Genomic DNA, 17,601 nt, shown 5'->3' on the forward strand with positions numbered 1-17,601 from the left:
TTCGAATTGAATCTAGGGGCGTTTTTTGTTGGAGGAAAATAATGGCAAACTTTGATATTTTAGAAGACTTAAAATGGCGTGGCGCCATTAACCAAGAAACTGACGAAGAAGGTTTACGCAAATACTTAGAAGAGCACGACGACTTGGCATTGTACTGTGGGACCGACCCAACTGGTGATTCGCTTCATATTGGTCACTTGATTCCCTTTATGATTTTGAAGAGATTCCAGCTTGCCGGTTACCACCCAGTAATTGTTATTGGTGGTGGTACAGGAACAATCGGTGACCCATCTGGTCGTAAGTCAGAACGGACCTTGCTGGATGCGGAAAAGTTACACCAAAATGAAGTTGCTTTGACTAAGCAAATGGAAAAGCTGTTTGGTACAGAAAACTTTCAAATCGTTAACAATGCAGAATGGCTGGACAAGCTAACCTTAATTGACTTTTTGCGTGATTACGGCAAGCATTTCCAAGTTAATAACATGCTTAATAAAGATGTTGTTGCCAGCCGATTAGAAAATGGGATTTCCTTTACTGAGTTTTCTTACCAAATTTTGCAGGCGATTGACTTTAACGAATTGAACAAGAATTACGGTGTACAAATGCAAATCGGTGGTAGTGACCAATGGGGTAACATTACTGCCGGAATCGACTTAATTCATAAGTTGCAGGGTTCAGACAGACAAGTCTTTGGCTTGACCATTCCTTTGATGTTAAAGGCTGACGGTACCAAGTTTGGTAAGTCAGCAGGTGGTGCTGTTTGGCTTGACCCAGAAAAGACAAGTCCTTACGAGTTCTACCAATTCTGGATTAATCAAGACGACCGTGATGTTGTTAAATACTTGAAGTACTTCACTTTCTTAAGTCATGAAGAAATTGATGCCTTGGATGAGGCTACTAAGAAGGAACCTTGGAAGCGGGCAGCACAAAAGAAATTAGCTGAAGAAGTAACCAAGTTCGTCCATGGTGAAGACGGCTTAAAAGAAGCACAAATGATTACTGACGCGCTATTTTCTGGCGACATCAAGAACTTATCGGTTAAGCAAATTGAGGAAGGTCTAAAGAGTGCGCCAGCTGCTGAGACAGATGGCAGTGTGAAGAACATTGTTGATTTCTTAGTTGAGACTAAGGTTGAAGATTCCAAGCGTCAGGCGCGTGAAGATATCAAGAATGGCGCAATCTACATCAATGGCGATCGGGAACAATCCGTTGACTTTGATGTTGACCCAGACAAGGCATTTGATGGCAAATACGTCATTGTCCGTAAGGGTAAGAGAAAGTACACGTTAGTTACAATTAAATAGTTGAGATAGGTATTCCAAATATGGGATACCTATTTTTTGTTTACTAAACAGCTATATTAATAATTTAAATTTATAAACTAACATTATATAATTAAAGAGTGCCTAGTTAGTGAATAAGTTTAGGAGAATAATTATGGACGCAGAACAGATCATGGTGACAACGACAGAGCAAATTCCTGGTAAGAAATATGAAATTCTGGGAGAAGTCTTTGGCTTAACTACACAATCTAAGAATATGATTAAGAATATTGGTGCTGGCTTAAAATCAATGGTTGGCGGTGAAATTGGTTCTTATACTAAGATGCTGGAAGAGTCGCGAAATAAGGCATTGGCAAGAATGTGTCAAGCAGCTGCCGACAAGGGTGCGGATGCAATTGTAATGATGCGTTTTGATTCTGGCTCAATTGCTAGTGACATGCAATCAGTTGTTGCCTATGGGACAGCAGTTAAATTTATTAATTCAGAAGAATAATGACTGCAATCTAAATAAAAAATAAAGCATCTCCTGTTTGCAGGATGCTTTTTTGGTACAATAGAGGTGCCACTTTAGCTCAGGAGGTAGAGCACCGCCGTGGTAAGGAGGAGGTCCCCAGTTCAAATCTGGGAAGTGGCTTAATGTCATTGAAATTAATAGAAAGGACACCTAAAGTGCAGATAACTGAGGTAATCGATTTTGTTAAAAGGCAGCTTAAAGATGAAAAAACTGGTCATGACTTTTATCACGGTCAGCGCGTAGCCCACTTAGCGAAACAAATGTATTTACAAGATAATCCCAATGCCCACCAAGATAGTCGCATGGTAGCGATTATTGAAGCAGCCGGATATTTACATGACACAATTGATGAAAAAGTTTGCTCAGATCCAGAAATTGTCTTGGCTAATATTCAAGAAATATTGCCGCAGGTAGGCTTTACGACTTTAGAAATTAAGGACATCTTGTTTACAATGCAGCATATGTCATTTTCTAAAAATATTGAGCATCATTATCAATTACCTGTTTCGGGGCAATACGTTCAGGATGCAGATCGAATTGAAAGCCTTGGTGCAATTGGGATTGCTCGTGCTTTTACTTATGGTGGTGCGCATGGCAACATGATTTATGATCCAGCAATTAAGCCGCAAAAATTAGTTAGTCATGACCAATATCGACAGCACCAGGAGACGACAATTAATCACTTTTATGAAAAATTATTTCAGCTTGAAGATTTAATGAATACAGCAGGTGGTAAAAAAGAAGCACACATTAGAACTGAATATATGCGTAATTTTGTTAACGAATTTATCCAAGAGTGGGATGTGTGAAATGCGAGCTAGGGTTGTGATTTATAATCGTCAAACCCAGGCTTTACTGCTAATTCATCGCTTGAAGGATGGCCGTGATTATTGGGTAGTTCCAGGCGGCGGTGCTAAGGGGCAAGAAACGCCTATTGAAACGGCAATCCGTGAAGTTCGTGAAGAATTACAAATAGAGTTAACAACTAAAGATTTACACCCGTTGTTTGTCTTACAGGAGCAAGAATGTGAAGTCTTTTTCTGTGCCCAATCTTTGCAAGTGACGACACCTGAGATTAGTGGTGAGGAGCAAGAGCGATCAAGTTTGACGAACATTTATTTGCCAACTTGGATAAAAATTAGTCAATTACCCCAGCTTAATTTAATGCCTCCACAGGCGAAGTTAAAAATCAGTGAATATTTCAAAAATTAAGTACCAGCTTTTTTAATAAAGATGCTGGTGCTTTTTTGTTTTAATTACCCTTAATTAGGATTAATATTGAACAAAATTATTAGCAAATTCACAGAGGTTAAAGTATGAATAAAAAACGATGGCGCTGGTTGACAATTGTTCTTGGAATAAGTCTTGTTATGACGGCCTGCACGGGTAAGAAACAGGATACTTCTAAAGCTAAAATCAGTAAAAATAGTATCGCATTGATTACTGACAGTAGCGGAGTTGACGATCAGTCATTCAATCAAGCCGCATGGGGTGGTTTTACGGCTTTTGGTAAAGAACATAATTTAAAGCGTGGAAGTGGCTACCAATATTTTCAATCAAATAGTGCAGCAGATTATACCCCCAACTTCAATCAGGCAGCTAGTTCTGGCTACCAGACGATTTTTGGTGTCGGCTACGCGCTAAAAGATTCGGTGAAGGCAGCGGCAGCTAAAAATCCTAAGAAAAATTTTGTCATTATCGATGATGTGATTACCGGCCAAAAAAATGTGGCATCCGTTACTTTCAAAAGCAATGAAGCATCATATCTAGCCGGTGTTGCGGCAGCTTATACGACTAAAACTAATTCTGTCGGCTTTGTTGGTGGTGCTAAATCTGGCATCATTAATTCTTTTGCGGCAGGTTTTAGCCAAGGCGTCCAAGCTGGTGCAAAAATGCTGCACAAAAAAATAACGGTTAAGAATGAATATATTGGCAACTTTACATCGACTGATAAAGCAAAATCTATCGCCCAGTCACTGTATTCAGATAAGTGTGACATCATTTATCAAGCAGCGGGGACGGCTGGTAATGGTATTTTTCAGGAGGCTAAGGATTACAACCAAATGCATTCAGCAGCCCAGAAAGTGTGGGTAATTGGCGTTGATGTCGACCAAGCAGGGTTAGGTAATTACAAAACTAAAAATGGTCAGAAGGATAACTTTACGCTGACTTCGGTTTTGAAAGGATTAGGTGTGGCAACTAAATCATTAGCGGATTTGGCTGCTAAGGGTGAATTTCCTGGGGGTCGGCACTTAGTCTATGGCTTGAAAAATAACGGCGTTGCGATTACTAAGGGTAATTTAAGTGCCGCAGCTTGGACAGCTGTTCAAAAGCAGCGTACACAAATTATTGCTGGAAAAGTTAAGGTCACTCAATCATTAAAATAGTTTTTTAAGACGCGAAAGCGTCTTTTTGTTTGGCTAATTTTACATAAGTCGATAAATTTTGAAAAATTTTCAAATTCTGCTTTGAAGCATACAAAAATAATGGTGTGTCTGTCTTAGAACATGTTCTAGACCAATTATAGAATCTTGATAAATCAGCACTTCATCTTGTGGTGCGATTTTGACATAACCACTAAATCTTGATATTTTAATAACTGAAAAGATATTTAGGGGGTTACAACATGAGCATAAAGTTCAAGAAAATTTGGTCAACAGCAGCACTGGTCTTTACGGCCGGTCTGGTGTTAACAGCATGTTCTGGTAAAAAGCAGGGCGGCAGTGGTAATACAGGTGATAGTGCCAAACATTCCATTGCTTTGGTAACAACGGCAGCTGGGGTCAATGATAATTCGTTTAATCAGTCAGCGTGGAATGGATTCAAGGCATATGGCAAGCAGCATAATTTGCAGCGCGGCAAAAATGGCTACCAGTATTTCCAATCAAGCAGTGATGCTGACTTTGTGCCTAATTTTGACCAGGCCAGTAAAGCAGGCTATCAAACGATTTTTGGGATTGGCTACAACTTAAAAGATGCTGTCAGTGCGGCAGCTAAGAAGAATCCCAAGAAGAACTACGTGATTGTTGATGAAGTAATTAACGGCCAAAAGAATGTTGCTTCGGCTAACTTTAAGAGTGAGCAAGCAGCCTACTTAGCAGGAGTTGTTGCTGCTGCAGAAACTAAGACGAACGTGATTGGTTTTATCGGTGGCGTTCACGGCAATATTATTGACCTGTTTGATGCTGGCTTTACCAAGGGCGTGAATGATGAAGCTAAAAGATTGCATAAAAAGGTAACACTTTTGAACCAATATGCTGGCAGTTTTACCAGTGCGGATAAAGGCAAGGCAATTGCCCAATCAATGTATGCCAAAAAAGCGGATATTATCTTCCACGCTTCTGGCTCTACTGGCGATGGTCTATTCCAAGAAGCCAAGTCAATTAACCAAAATCGCCCTGCTTCTAAGCGTGTCTGGGCAATCGGCGTTGATGTCGACCAGTCATATTTAGGCAATTACAAGTCAAAGGACGGCAAAAAGGCGAACTTTGTCTTAACTTCAGTAATTACGGGCGTCAATATTGCCACCCAAGATATTGCTAATCGGGCGTATAACGGTAAATTCCCTGGCGGACAACATCTTGTTTATGGCCTCAAGACCAATGGTGTCTCAATTAAACGGGGACAAATTACTCCTGCTGCTTGGAAAATTGCCCAAGAGGCGCGGTCGCAAATTATTGCTGGTTCAATTAAAGTACCAATTCACCCAGCAGAATAGTTCGCTGTTTAGCGCATACAAAACTGCTTTATCCGTAAAATAAAAAACATTACTATTGCAATTACGTATTTTTAAGATAAAATAATTATGAATAGTTCGTTATTTATGGAGGGCAGAAAATTGCAGCGTAAATTTAGTAAGTTGTTAGCTTTAGGAACAGTTGTGGCATCAGTTAGTTTGGTTTTGAGTGCATGCTCCGGCAAAAAGCAAAGTTCGGGAAATCAAACTAGTAAAGGCAGTATTGCTCTAATTACTGATGACAATGGGGTTGATGACCAGTCATTTAATCAAGCTGCTTGGCAGGGCTTCAAGGCTTATGGTAAAGAACACGGTTTTACCCGGGGCAAAGGCTACCAATACTTTCAATCAGGTAGTGCATCAGATTTTACTCCTAACTTTAATCAAGCTGCTAAGTCAGGCTACCAAACAATTGTTGGTGTTGGTTATATGTTGACTGATTCAGTTAAGGCGTCAGCTAAAAAGAATCCCAAAAAGAATTTTGTCATTATTGATGATGTGATTACAGGGCAAAAGAATGTTGCCTCGGTTACATTTGAAAGTAACCAGTCTTCTTATTTGGGCGGGTTAGCAGCAGCTTACACGACCAAGACAAATAAGGTCGGCTTCATCGGCGGTGCTAAATCCAGCATCATTGATAAATTTGAAGCTGGCTTTAAGCAAGGAGTGCAAGACGGGGCAAAGGCTTTACAAAAGAAGATTAAGGTTTCAACCGAATATGTTGGGAATTTTGCTTCAACTGACAAGGCTAAGTCAATAGCGCAATCAATGTATGCCAATAAGACCGATATTATTTTTCAAACTGCGGGTGCTGCAGGTAATGGGGTCTTCCAGGAAGCTAAGGATCGCAATCAAACACGGCCAGCCAGTCAAAAAGTTTGGGTCATCGGCGTTGATGTTGACCAGGTTAACTTGGGTAACTACAAGACTAAAGATGGCAAGAAGGACAACTTTACTTTGACTTCAGTTTTGAAGGGTCTTGATGTTGCCTCGAAGTCATTGGCTGATGATGCCTATCGCGGCAAATTCCCAGGAGGCAAGCACCTAGTTTATACCTTAAAAGGTAACGGTGTTTCACTAACTCGCGGTAACTTGTCCGCTAAGACCTGGACTGCAGTCAATCGTGCTAAGGCACAAATTATTGCCGGTAAAATTAATGTTCGGGAAACGACTAAATAATTAATAATTGAAAACTCTTTGTGTAAGCAAAGAGTTTTTTAACAAAAAGGAAATCAATAAGCAAAATGGAAAATATGACGAACGTAATTGAGATGCGCCATATTGTTAAGGACTTCAATGGTTTTAAGGCTAATGATGATATTAATTTGGTCTTGCATCATGGTGAAATCTTAGCTTTACTTGGCGAAAATGGTGCGGGGAAGTCAACCTTGATGAGCATTTTATCGGGGTTATTAACACCAACTGCTGGTGAAATCCTGGTGCGTGGTCAGCAAGTTACAGTTAAAAATCCAACAGTAGCTAAAAATTTGGGCATTGGGATGGTGCACCAGCACTTTATGCTAATGGATTCCTTTACTGTTTTAGAAAATATTATTTTGGGTCATGAGACAACCAAGGGACCTAAATTAGATTTAAAAAAGGCGCAAACGCAAATTGAAGAGTTGTCCAAACGTTATGGTCTGAATGTTGACCCTAATAAAAGAGTGGGCGATATTACCGTGGCGCAGCAGCAACGGGTAGAAATTTTAAAGGTGCTGTATCGCGGCGCAGATATTTTGATTTTTGATGAGCCGACGGCAGTATTGACCCCGCAGGAAATTACGGAATTTATTCAGATTCTTAAGGAGCTGGCTAAAGAAGGTAAGTCAATTATTCTAATTACGCATAAATTAGAGGAAATCAAAAGAGCAGCTGACCGCGTGACCGTTATTCGTGCTGGGAAAAGTGTCGGCACTTTTAACGTTGCTGATGTTACTGACAATAACTTAGCCGAATTAATGGTTGGGCGCCACGTTAATATGCGTCTGACCAAGCCGGCAGTAGAATTAGGCAAGACCATTCTTGATGTAACCAACCTGCAAGTTAAAAATAAGCAAGGCGTTGCGGCGCTCAAGGGGTTATCCTTTAACCTGCGTGGTGGTGAAATTTTGGGAGTAGCCGGAATTGACGGCAATGGTCAAGATGAATTAGTAGAAGCAATAACGGGTTTGCGCCATGTTAGTGCGGGCAACATTATCATTAATGGTCAGGACTTGACCAACCAAAAGGTACGTAAAATTACCCAAGGGGGCGTGGCTCATATTCCCGCCGACCGGCAAAAGTATGGTTTGATTTTGCCATTTTCAATTGCGGATAATTTGGCATTGCAGGATTATTATCAAGAGCCATTTTCACGTCATCATATCTTGCGTCGTGATGTCATTAGTCAGCACGCGCAAAAGTTGGTGAAAAAGTTTGATATTCGAACTACTGGAATTAATTTACCGGTTAGTGACTTGTCCGGTGGTAACCAGCAAAAGGTGATTATTGCGCGAGAATTAGACCGTGACAGTGATTTAATCATTGCGTTTCAACCAACACGGGGACTAGATGTCGGGGCAATTGAATATATCCACAAGCAATTATTAGAGCAGCGAGCAAAAGGTAAGGCGATTTTGTTAATTTCTTATGAATTAGACGAGATTATGCAATTATCTGACCGCATTATTGTGCTTCATGATGGGAATATTTCTGGTGAAGTTAAGCCAGGAGAAACCAGTGATGAAGAATTAGGCCTGCTGATGACCGGAGTTAAGAAAGAAGGTACTGCTCTTGCTTAAAATAACATCTAGAACCAAAAGAATTTTAGTACCAGTTATTTCCATTCTTGCTGGCTTTTTAATTGGTGCAGTAATTATGTTAATTTGGAATTACAATCCAATTCAGGCTTATTCCTCAATGTTCTCTAGTGCGCTTGGCAACATGAATGGTATTGGCGAAACCATTCGGGAGGCCACGCCGTTAATTTTTACGGCGATTGGCTTCGCGATTGCTTCCAGTGCCGGCTTTTTTAATATTGGTTTGCCCGGTCAAGCACAAGCTGGTTGGCTAGCTTCAATCTGGGTCGTGTTAGCTAATCCTAATTTACCCAAAGTTGTCTTACTGCCGCTGGCGATAATTGCGGGAATTGTTGCTGGCGCGATTGTGGCCGGGATTGCCGGTTGGCTGCGGGCCCAATTTGGGACGAATGAAGTTATCACTACAATCATGCTTAATTATATTGTGCTCTACTCATGTCAATATTTGATGCAGCAGATTATGCCAAGTAGTTTGCGGCTGGATACGGATACGACCAAGACAATCGCCGCTAATGGCAGTTTGAAGATTGACTGGTTGAGTTCTTTCTTTGGCGATTCGCGGATTAATGCGGGGATATTTATAGCATTAATTGCAGTTGTAGTCTACTGGTATTTAATGAAAAAGACGACCACTGGCTTTGAAATTCGGTCAGTTGGAACCAATCCTTATGCCAGTCGTTATGCCGGCATGTCGACTAAGAAAAATATTATGCTGTCGATGCTTTTATCAGGTGGCTTTGCCGGACTGGGCGGTGTTGTTCAAGGCTTAGGAACTTACCAAAACTACTTTACGCAGACTACGAGTTTGGATATTGGTTGGGATGGATTATCTGTTGCCTTGTTGGGCGGCAGTACGGCTGTTGGTATTTTGCTGGCTGCATTATTGTTCTCAATTTTAAAAATTGGTGGCTTGGGAATGCAGACAATTGCTGGTATTCCTTATGAAATCGTCTCAATTGTGATTGCCGCAATTATTTTCTTTATTGCCATTCAGTATGTGATTGGCCGCTTGTTTAAGGATAAGCGGTCGCCTAATTTAGCGGTTACTAAAAAAGAAGTTCAGGCAGATAACGGGAGGCAAAAATAATGAGTTTGGTAGCGATTTTATCTTTACTAGTGTCATCGACTTTTGTCTATTCGGCGCCACTAATTTTTACTGCGTTAGGCGGAGTTTATAGTGAGAATTCTGGTGTCACTAACATTGGTCTTGAAGGAATTATGACGATGGGTGCTTTCTCGTCGATTGTATTTAACCTGACCTTTGCAGGTACTTTTGGCAAAATCACGCCGTGGCTGGGTGCATTAGTCGGCGGGATTGTTGGCTTGCTGTTTTCACTATTGCATGCAGTAGCGACTATTAACTTTCACGCTGACCATATTATCAGCGGCACGGTGCTCAATTTAATGGCACCACCACTGGGTGTTTTCTTAATTAAGGCTATTTATGATAAAGGGCAAACAGAGAATATCAGTCAGAGCTTTGGTTATTTTTCTTTTCCGGGCTTGGCTAATATTCCAGTGATTGGTCAAATTTTCTTTCAAAATACTTCGGCACCAGCTTGGGTAGCGATTATTGTGACCATTATCCTTTGGTGGGTGCTCTACAAGACACGCTTTGGGTTGCGGCTGCGCTCTTGCGGTGAAAATCCCCAAGCCGCTGATACATTAGGAATTAATGTTTACGGGATGCGTTATGCTGGCGTCTTAATTTCCGGCTTTCTTGGCGGGATTGGTGGTGCTATTTTTGCGGAAGCAATTTCTGGGAACTTTTCTGTTTCTACAATCGTTGGTCAAGGCTTTATGGCTTTGGCGGCAGTAATCTTTGGTAAGTGGAATCCGCTTGGAGCAATGCTGGCATCATTATTCTTTGGTTTTGCACAGAGTATCAGTATTATTGGTAACCAACTGCCATTTTTCAACCATATTCCTGCTGTTTATATGCAGATTGCACCGTATGTGATTACAATTGTAGTGTTAGTATTGTTCTTTGGTAAATCGGTTGCGCCAGCTGCCGATGGTCAAAATTATATCAAGTCAAAATAAGGAGATTGTATGAAACAAATTTATTTTAACCATGATGGAAATATTGACGATTTAGTCTCATATTTACTGCTCTTGCAGGCACCTGATATTAAATTATTAGGCGTGGGTGCGATTGATGCCGATGGTTATGTTGATCCGGCAGTTGAGGTTTGCCGGAAGATGACCGACCGCTTTAATTTGCGTGGTGATAAGTTAGAAGTCGCCAAGTCAGATTCGCGAGCAGTTAACCAGTTCCCACAAGAATGGCGGACGGCTTCGTATTCCTTTAATTATTTGCCAATTTTAAATGAATCAGGCAAGATGATTACCAAACAAGCAGAACTGCCGGCTCATTTAGACATGGTTGCCAAGCTCAAGAATGCAACAGAGCCAATTACCTTAGTTATGACGGGCCCATTAACGGATTTGGCAAGGGCACTTGATGAGGACCCAACAATTGAAAGTAAAATTGCCAAGCTTTACTGGATGGGCGGCTCACTTGATGGCCACGGTAATGTAGTGATGGTTAATGCTGATGGCAGCCAGGAGTGGAATGCCTTCTGGGACCCACAGGCTGTTAGTCGTGTGTTAGCATCACACATTCCAATGCAAATCGTGGGGCTTGAAAGCAGTGAAGAATTACCGCTGACTGATGAATTACGGATGCATTGGGCGAGCTTACGCAAGTATCCAGCAATGGACTTGGTGGGTCAAGGCTACAGCTTATTGGTTAATCCGCCGGTACAAACAGCGCAACTATATTTCTGGGATGTTTTGACCACAATTAGTGCATTGTATCCTGAAGTTGTTTCGGAAGTTGAACAGCGTAAAGTTCGAGTGATTACTTCAGGAATTGCTCAAGGAAGAATGGAAGATGATCCAAATGGCCGTGAAATCACTTTAGTTACTAAGGCTAACAAGGAATTGTTCTTCAAGCGCTTTGACGAATTATTGGAGCAAAGTAAATAGTGCGACGGCAAAATTAAATCAACAAAAAAACGAGGCTCGATTTTCGAATCTCGTTTTTTAAGTATATTAAAGCTAAAATTTAGTTTTAAGCCAAAGTATCCCAAACTGGCAGGTCAGTGATTGGACCTTCAGCCAAAGCAACTTGTGCAGGTGTTAGGTACTTCTTGTGCACAACAACTTCATAAGTATATTGCTTAAACCAATCGTTGGTCATTACGAAGAAGCCCTTGTCGCCATTCTTTTCGCCCCAAGAATTCTCAACTTTCCATTGGCGAATATGACCATTATCCTCATCGACACCAACTAAGGTCATGGCATGGGTTGAAGCAGCTGAACCTGTGCGCAGCTGGTCGGCCTTGGACATCTTGGAGTTAATGCCAAACAAGTCATCTAATTGATACAGGTTAGTATCAAGATAACCTTGTTTACGGTCGCTTTGCTCGCCAACATCGTTACCAAACCAAACGGCTTCGCCGTCTTTTAATTGGGCAACAGCAGCTTGTTCAAGATATTCCATTGGTACGTTCAAGAATTTAACTCGGTAGGAACCTTCAACGTTGTCTTCAAATGGTAGACCGTATAACTTGTCATATTCATGGTCTGGGGCATTAGTTAAAACGACATAGTCGTAAAAGTCTACGTCACCGAGATATTTATGCAAAAATTCAAGTGGTGTTAAATCTTTGTCCAAATGATACTTCTTATCATCATCACGGTATTCCAAGTCAAATTTCTTAGGTGGTTCACCAACAGCAATTGCTGTCATTTGGTAAACTTCACTTAGGAATTGCTGCCGTGTTTCCTCGATTTCTTCATCCTTGCCAGCTTGCTTCAATTCCCGCAATACTAGTGCATCCTTGCGCATTTTATCGCCCAAGGCTTTGGCAAAAGCGTTCGTATTATTGGTATTGAAATTTTCTGGCATTGCATAAGTTGGTACGACACCATATTTTTCAACTAAAGCTGCTGCCATGTGGAATTGTCCACCGTCTTCGCCAGCATCACGTAAATAAGCTCTGACAGTTCGTGAGTCAAGTGGCTCATCGGCACTAGCTAAAATATTGTCGTAAAAAATATTGGCACGCTCAATTTTATCCCAGAAAAAGTTGTAACTTTGTGAGAAGGTAAAGTTCTTAACATGGTATTTTTTACCAAAATTGTGGCGCAAAATATTTAATGTTGCAAATTCCCAGCAACGACCAGATTGTTGTTGGTTGGTAACATTTTCCGTATCTAATTCTGTTGAAAAAACGCGTGTCAGTTCACCTTGTACACGTTCATTATATGAAGCCATTAGAACACCGCTCTTTTGAGCAGCGCGGGCAACAACTTGATTTTTTGGATTATCGTTAAACTTGTCAGCGAATTGTTCAAGTTCTTGCACAGTTAATTTGTGTCCCATATCGGATCTCCTTTTTAATCTTTTTTGAATTACTCTCTAATTTTAAGCTAAAAGAAAACCGAGTTCAATTACTGAACCCGGTTTTTTTATTGTTAGCCTAATGGATCCCAAACTGGTAAATCTTCAGCAATTGGGCCTTCTGCTAAAGCTAATTGCTCTGGTGTCAAGTACTTTTTGTGGACAGCAACTTCGTAAACATAGTCGTTAAACCAGTCGTTGCTCATTACAAAGTAGCCGTTCTTACCAACTTGATCGCCCCAAGAATTTTCAACTTTCCAGCGGCGAACCTCGCCTTGGTCTTCATCAACACCAACAAAAGTCATGGCGTGTGAGAAGTTTGCTTCGCCAGTGCGCAGTCTATCAGCCTTACTCATCTTTAAGTCAACGTCAAAAAGATGGTTCATTTGGTAAAGTTCAGAGTCAAGGTAGCCCTTTGGTCGGTCTAATTCGTGCAATACATCGTTGCCAAACCATACAGCCTCACCATCTTTAAGCTGGCGAATGGTTGCAGTAGCCAAGTATTCCATTGGCACGTTGAGCAGCTTGATTTCACATAAGCCCGCAACATTATTATCGGCAGAAAAGCCGTATAATTTGTTATATTCGTGGTTAGGTGAGTTGGTTAAAACGACATAGTCATCTAGGTCAAGGTCACCAAGATACTTTTGGTAGAAGGTTTGCGGCGTTAAATCCTTATCCAAATGATACTTCTTGTCATCATCGCGGTATTCCAGATCAAATTTCTTAGGTGGTTCACCGATAGCAATTGCCGTCATCCGGTAGACTTCATTTAAGAAACGATCTTGTGTTTGCGCAACTTCTTCATCCTTGCCGTCTTGCTTTAATTGGCGCAAGACTAAGGCATCTTTGCGCAGCTTTTTACCTAAAGCCATTTGTAAGGCATCGGTGTTGTTGCTGTTGAAGCTCTCAGGCATTGCATAACTAGGGACGACGCCGTACTTTTGCACTAGGGATGCGGCCAGCTGCCAGTGACCGCCGTCTTGACCAGCACTTGCCAGATACTTGCGGACAGTTCGCGAGTCAAGTGATTGGTCGGCAGTTGCAATAATATGGTTATAAAAAATATTGGCACGTTCAATTTTATCCCAGAAAAAATTATAACTTTGTGAGAAAGTAAAGTCCTTAACATGATATTTTTTACCAAAATAGTGGCGCAAAACGTTGAGAGCTGCGAATTCCCAACAGCGTCCGGAATGCTGTTGCGCGGTAACTTTGCCGACATCTAATTCGGTTGAAAAGACGCGGTTTAAGTCATTGCTGGCCTTTTGTTCATTATAAGAAGCTGCAAAAATTCCGCTCTTTTGGGCAGCACGGGCAATGACCTGATTTTGGGGATCGCTGTTAAAGTCGGCAGAATACTTTGCCAACTCTTGAATTGAAAGTTGATGGTTCATTAGTTAATTCTCCTTTTTTAATTAATTATTAATAATTATTTTAGGACAAAATAAAAACGAGTTCAACAGCTGAACTCGTTTTAGAGAATTACATGTATTGGCAACTTATCTAAGACTTCTTGCAAATATAATAATAAGTTAATCGATTGAAATCGAGTTATCACTACTGCCGGCAGTTTGCTTTGGCAGTGTGATAGTCAATACACCATTATCATACTTTGCATGAATCTCACTTGCAACTACATTTGGTAATCTAAAGCTGCGGGAAATGTGTCCGGCACTTCTTTCGCGGTGGATAATACTGCTATCTTTTGATAAATCTTTAAATGATTTTCTCGAGCCAGATACGCTCAAAACCCCGTTATTGTAGTTTAAATTAATCTTTTCTTTATCCATGCCGGGCATATCAACCTTAACAACATAGTTTCTGTCGTTTTCGGCAACATCAGCCTGCATTAATTTTGCCATTTCGTTAGTATCAAAAAATTTCTGTGGAAGGTCAAACCAATCATTCATTGCGTCAAATAAGTCATTGTGACGATTCGTTAAATCTTGTGCCATAGTAAAAACTTCCTTTCAAAAATTAAATTATTTGTAGAGAAGACTTTCATTTCTTCCTTACACTGATTATTATAGTAGGCAGATTAGGAAAATGAAAATATTTAGCACTCTTAATTTTAGAGTGCTAATTTTAGATAAAAAATACTGTCGTTATCAGTTATTTTGCTTGTGGATAATTATAAATTTAAAAAAGTAGAGGAGTAATCTTGATGGTTTATTATCAAAAAATGACGCCGGAGGGCTACCAAAAAATCAAGGATGAAATTGCAGATTTGAAAAAAGACCGGCCGCGTCGAATTAAGATTTTGCAGGAAGCGCGCAGCTTAGGTGACTTATCTGAAAATACTGAGTATACCGAGGCTAAACGTGACTTGGGACACTTGCAGAGCCGTTTGCGGTACTTGGATAAGCAGTTAAAATATGCTGAAATTGTGGAAAAAACTGATGACGGCAAGGTTGATTTAGGCAAGACCGTGACCTTGAAGTTTGCTGGTGATGATGAAGTTGAAGAATATCGCATCGTTGGCCGGATGGAAGCTGACTTAGATGAAGGAAAAGTTGCATTTGACTCACCATTAGGGCAGGCGATTATGAAACAGACGGCAAAGACGACAGTAACAGTGGCGGCACCTGCTGGTGAATATCAAGTAACAATTGTTAAAGTCGATTAAACAGGCTTGAAAAAATAGATATTATTAATTTCCTGATAGTGCTATCATTAGCTTAATACAAGAGGAGGAGAAGATTTATGTTTAAGTGGATTTTAGCGCGACCAGATTCTCAAAAACGAGTGCCGCAGGAAAAAATTGGGAAAACTTATAAGTTACGGCAACTTGGTGTTTTACTTGCAACTTGCATTGGCTATATTGGGTATTACATCATTAGGCTAGTTTTTACGACTGAACAGAACGATATTATGAAGGTATATCATTTTACAACCGCTGATATTGGTCTGATTTTGTCGTGCTTTGGCATTGGTTATGGTGTTGCCAAGCTGTTTATGGGTGCATTAGCCGATAAGTGTGATGCCAACCGTTATCTAATGCTTGGGTTATTATTGTCGGCAGTCTTAAATATCTTTTTGGGCAGCAGTCGCAATTTATACATTATGATGCTCTTGATGTTTTTAATTGCTGTAACTCAAGGTATGGGAGCAGCAGCCTGTCAGCGAATGATTCAGTTATGGTGGGGACCAAGAATGAGGGGAACGATGTATTCGATTTGGTCTTCAGCCCATAATGCTGGGTCATTTATCTGTGTTGCTGTGGTGCAATTAGCGAGCTTTTTGTTTGCTGGTTCCTTGCCAGCTGTCTTTTATACAGCCTCAGTAGTGTCGTTTATTATTTGTATTTTGATTTTGCTTTTAGGAGCTGACCGGCCAGCAGTCGTGGGGTTACCCGATATTTCTACTTACACTGGTGACAAGGTCGTTTTGGACGATGGACAAACGGTAACTTCTGATTCAACTCAGTTAAGTATTATCCAAATTTTTGTTAAGTATATTTTGAAGAATAAGCTTGTTTGGGCCGTGACATTAACCTCTATGTCGCTTTATCTCGTACGTTATGGAATTCAAAGCTGGATTCCATCGTATTTAGTTCAAACGAAGGGCTTTGATCCCGGTGTTGCGAAATGGGTAATCGGAATTTTCGAATTAGCATCTGTTCCGGGGGTGATTATTATCGGTGCAATTTCGGATTTGCTTAAAGGACGGCGGGCACAAGTTTCAATCGCTTGTGTTATTGGCGTATTACTATGCTTAACGGTTTATTTCTTTACCAATAATCATACTTTAATTATTGTGGCCCTGATTATTATGGGGAACTTGATCTATGCGCCTTTGACTTTGGTGGGCCTAATGATTAATGAAGTTGTACCTAAGTTTGCCGTGGGAGCGTCAACAGGATTTATGGGCTTTTTCCAGTATATCTTTGGTGAAACTCTAGCTACAGCTCTGATTGGGATTTTAGTTAATCAATTTGGCTGGATTGCCAGCAACACAATTTTGTACCTCGCTTCAGGCCTAGCAATTGTCTTTTTACTATATACAGCAAGAAGTGAAAAACTGATGCGGCAAAAAGCGATGAGTAAGTAATAAAAGCTGTTTTTAATGTATTATAATTGATGATAAATGGTCGAAATGGATTAGAAAAAATCTGTTGAAATTTCATAAAATTGTCTTTTTTTGCTATAATATGGAATTTGTAGAGTACACAAATGGATAGAGGTAATTTTTGTGAATACACCAGCATCAAGAGAGGGCAACTTAATCCGCTACATTATTTATTTTATTGGCTATTTAATGGCTGCCGGCACTGTTAAGCTGGTTACTATAAATTTACCAATTCGCCTTTGGGATTTAATCTTATTTGCATTAATTTCTTTAATGGTTTTGCTGTTCTTCATTTATCGCTTTAATCGCGAGCAGCGCTTTTTTGACCGTAGCTTTTCGGGGTCATGGCTTGGTAATTTTGGCATGACTATTAGCTTAACTTTGGTGGTAACAGCGTTGCGAATTGGTGTTTCGTGGCTGCAAGCTTATGGCAAAGTTAAGCCGTATAGTTTCCAAACACTATATTTACAGCATGAGTCAGTCAAGATGTATTGGTTTTTGGTTGTAGCGTTAGGAATTATCCTACCGATTTTGCAGGAATTTTTGATTACGGGGTTTTTGTTCAATTACGCGTTTAGGCGCAACACAATGTTTACGGCAGTTTTGGGCATTGTGACCTCGGGCATTCTGTTCAGTCTTTTGAATTGGCAGATGTCACTGCCTCTTTTAGTGATTAATGCGGTGTTTGGTGCATTGTTTGCGTGGTCTTACCTCTACACGCAGACTATGTGGATGCCGGTTTACTTAGCCGTGGTCAATGGCATCATTTTAATGATTATGATATAAAA

General features: G+C 40.5%; 17 protein-coding genes and 1 tRNA gene. 15 read left to right on the top strand and 3 right to left on the bottom strand.

What is annotated here, in order from left to right; all coding sequences use genetic code 11:
- Positions 1-41: 41 nt before the first annotated feature.
- The 12 genes from tyrS (at position 42) to PT278_RS03995 (ending at position 11,322) form a co-directional block, all read left to right on the top strand.
- A complete protein-coding gene (gene tyrS / locus PT278_RS03940) occupies positions 42-1,304 on the top strand; it encodes a tyrosine--tRNA ligase (RefSeq protein WP_277130461.1) in 1,263 nt (420 codons plus the stop codon).
- Between the two features lie 133 nt (positions 1,305-1,437).
- On the top strand, positions 1,438-1,776 hold the full coding sequence (locus PT278_RS03945) for a heavy metal-binding domain-containing protein (protein WP_277130462.1): 339 nt from the start codon (positions 1,438-1,440) through the stop codon (positions 1,774-1,776).
- Positions 1,777-1,844: 68 nt separating this feature from the next.
- Positions 1,845-1,917: transfer RNA gene (locus tag PT278_RS03950), tRNA-Thr, on the top strand.
- A gap of 35 nt (positions 1,918-1,952) precedes the next feature.
- Positions 1,953-2,606, top strand: coding sequence for an HD domain-containing protein (locus tag PT278_RS03955; RefSeq protein ID WP_277130702.1), 654 nt, complete (start codon positions 1,953-1,955; stop codon positions 2,604-2,606).
- Between the two features lies 1 nt (position 2,607).
- Positions 2,608-3,009 carry an NUDIX domain-containing protein gene (locus PT278_RS03960; protein ID WP_277130463.1) on the top strand — a complete coding sequence of 134 codons (402 nt, stop codon included), beginning with the start codon at positions 2,608-2,610 and terminating at the stop codon, positions 3,007-3,009.
- A 104-nt stretch (positions 3,010-3,113) separates the two neighbouring features.
- Positions 3,114-4,184, top strand: coding sequence for a BMP family protein (locus PT278_RS03965; RefSeq protein ID WP_277130464.1), 1,071 nt, complete (start codon positions 3,114-3,116; stop codon positions 4,182-4,184).
- A gap of 239 nt (positions 4,185-4,423) precedes the next feature.
- Positions 4,424-5,515, top strand: a complete 1,092-nt coding sequence (locus tag PT278_RS03970) for a BMP family protein (RefSeq protein ID WP_277130465.1) — start codon at positions 4,424-4,426, stop codon at positions 5,513-5,515.
- A gap of 120 nt (positions 5,516-5,635) precedes the next feature.
- On the top strand, positions 5,636-6,712 hold the full coding sequence (locus PT278_RS03975) for a BMP family ABC transporter substrate-binding protein (RefSeq protein WP_277130466.1): 1,077 nt from the start codon (positions 5,636-5,638) through the stop codon (positions 6,710-6,712).
- Positions 6,713-6,777: 65 nt separating this feature from the next.
- Entirely contained in the window at positions 6,778-8,313 is a 1,536-nt protein-coding gene (locus PT278_RS03980; protein WP_277130467.1) for an ABC transporter ATP-binding protein, read from the top strand.
- Positions 8,306-9,418 carry an ABC transporter permease gene (locus tag PT278_RS03985; protein WP_277130468.1) on the top strand — a complete coding sequence of 371 codons (1,113 nt, stop codon included), beginning with the start codon at positions 8,306-8,308 and terminating at the stop codon, positions 9,416-9,418. Before PT278_RS03980 ends, PT278_RS03985 begins: the two co-directional genes overlap by 8 nt.
- Positions 9,418-10,374 carry an ABC transporter permease gene (locus PT278_RS03990; RefSeq protein ID WP_277130469.1) on the top strand — a complete coding sequence of 319 codons (957 nt, stop codon included), beginning with the start codon at positions 9,418-9,420 and terminating at the stop codon, positions 10,372-10,374. Before PT278_RS03985 ends, PT278_RS03990 begins: the two co-directional genes overlap by 1 nt.
- 9 nt (positions 10,375-10,383) lie before the next feature.
- Entirely contained in the window at positions 10,384-11,322 is a 939-nt protein-coding gene (locus PT278_RS03995; protein ID WP_277130470.1) for a nucleoside hydrolase, read from the top strand.
- Positions 11,323-11,407: 85 nt separating this feature from the next.
- On the opposite strand, the gene PT278_RS04000 is transcribed toward PT278_RS03995, so the two are convergent.
- The 3 genes from PT278_RS04000 to PT278_RS04010 form a co-directional block, all read right to left on the bottom strand.
- Complete coding sequence (locus PT278_RS04000) at positions 11,408-12,724, bottom strand: C1 family peptidase (RefSeq protein WP_277130471.1); 1,317 nt, start codon at positions 12,722-12,724, stop codon at positions 11,408-11,410.
- A 92-nt stretch (positions 12,725-12,816) separates the two neighbouring features.
- Positions 12,817-14,139, bottom strand: a complete 1,323-nt coding sequence (locus tag PT278_RS04005; RefSeq protein ID WP_277130472.1) for a C1 family peptidase — start codon at positions 14,137-14,139, stop codon at positions 12,817-12,819.
- A gap of 138 nt (positions 14,140-14,277) precedes the next feature.
- Complete coding sequence (locus PT278_RS04010; protein ID WP_277130473.1) at positions 14,278-14,700, bottom strand: Hsp20/alpha crystallin family protein; 423 nt, start codon at positions 14,698-14,700, stop codon at positions 14,278-14,280.
- A 209-nt stretch (positions 14,701-14,909) separates the two neighbouring features.
- Between PT278_RS04010 and greA the strand changes: the two genes are divergently transcribed.
- From greA to PT278_RS04025, 3 genes are all read left to right on the top strand, one after another.
- Positions 14,910-15,371, top strand: a complete 462-nt coding sequence (greA, locus tag PT278_RS04015) for a transcription elongation factor GreA (RefSeq protein ID WP_277130474.1) — start codon at positions 14,910-14,912, stop codon at positions 15,369-15,371.
- A gap of 77 nt (positions 15,372-15,448) precedes the next feature.
- A complete protein-coding gene (locus PT278_RS04020; protein WP_277130475.1) occupies positions 15,449-16,795 on the top strand; it encodes an MFS transporter in 1,347 nt (448 codons plus the stop codon).
- Positions 16,796-16,936: 141 nt separating this feature from the next.
- Positions 16,937-17,599: a CPBP family intramembrane glutamic endopeptidase gene (locus tag PT278_RS04025; protein WP_277130476.1), complete on the top strand. Its 663-nt coding sequence runs from the start codon at positions 16,937-16,939 to the stop codon at positions 17,597-17,599.
- The last annotated feature ends 2 nt before the right edge of the window (positions 17,600-17,601 follow it).

The organism is Lactobacillus sp. ESL0703, assembly GCF_029433435.1.
GTDB lineage: Bacteria > Bacillota > Bacilli > Lactobacillales > Lactobacillaceae > Lactobacillus.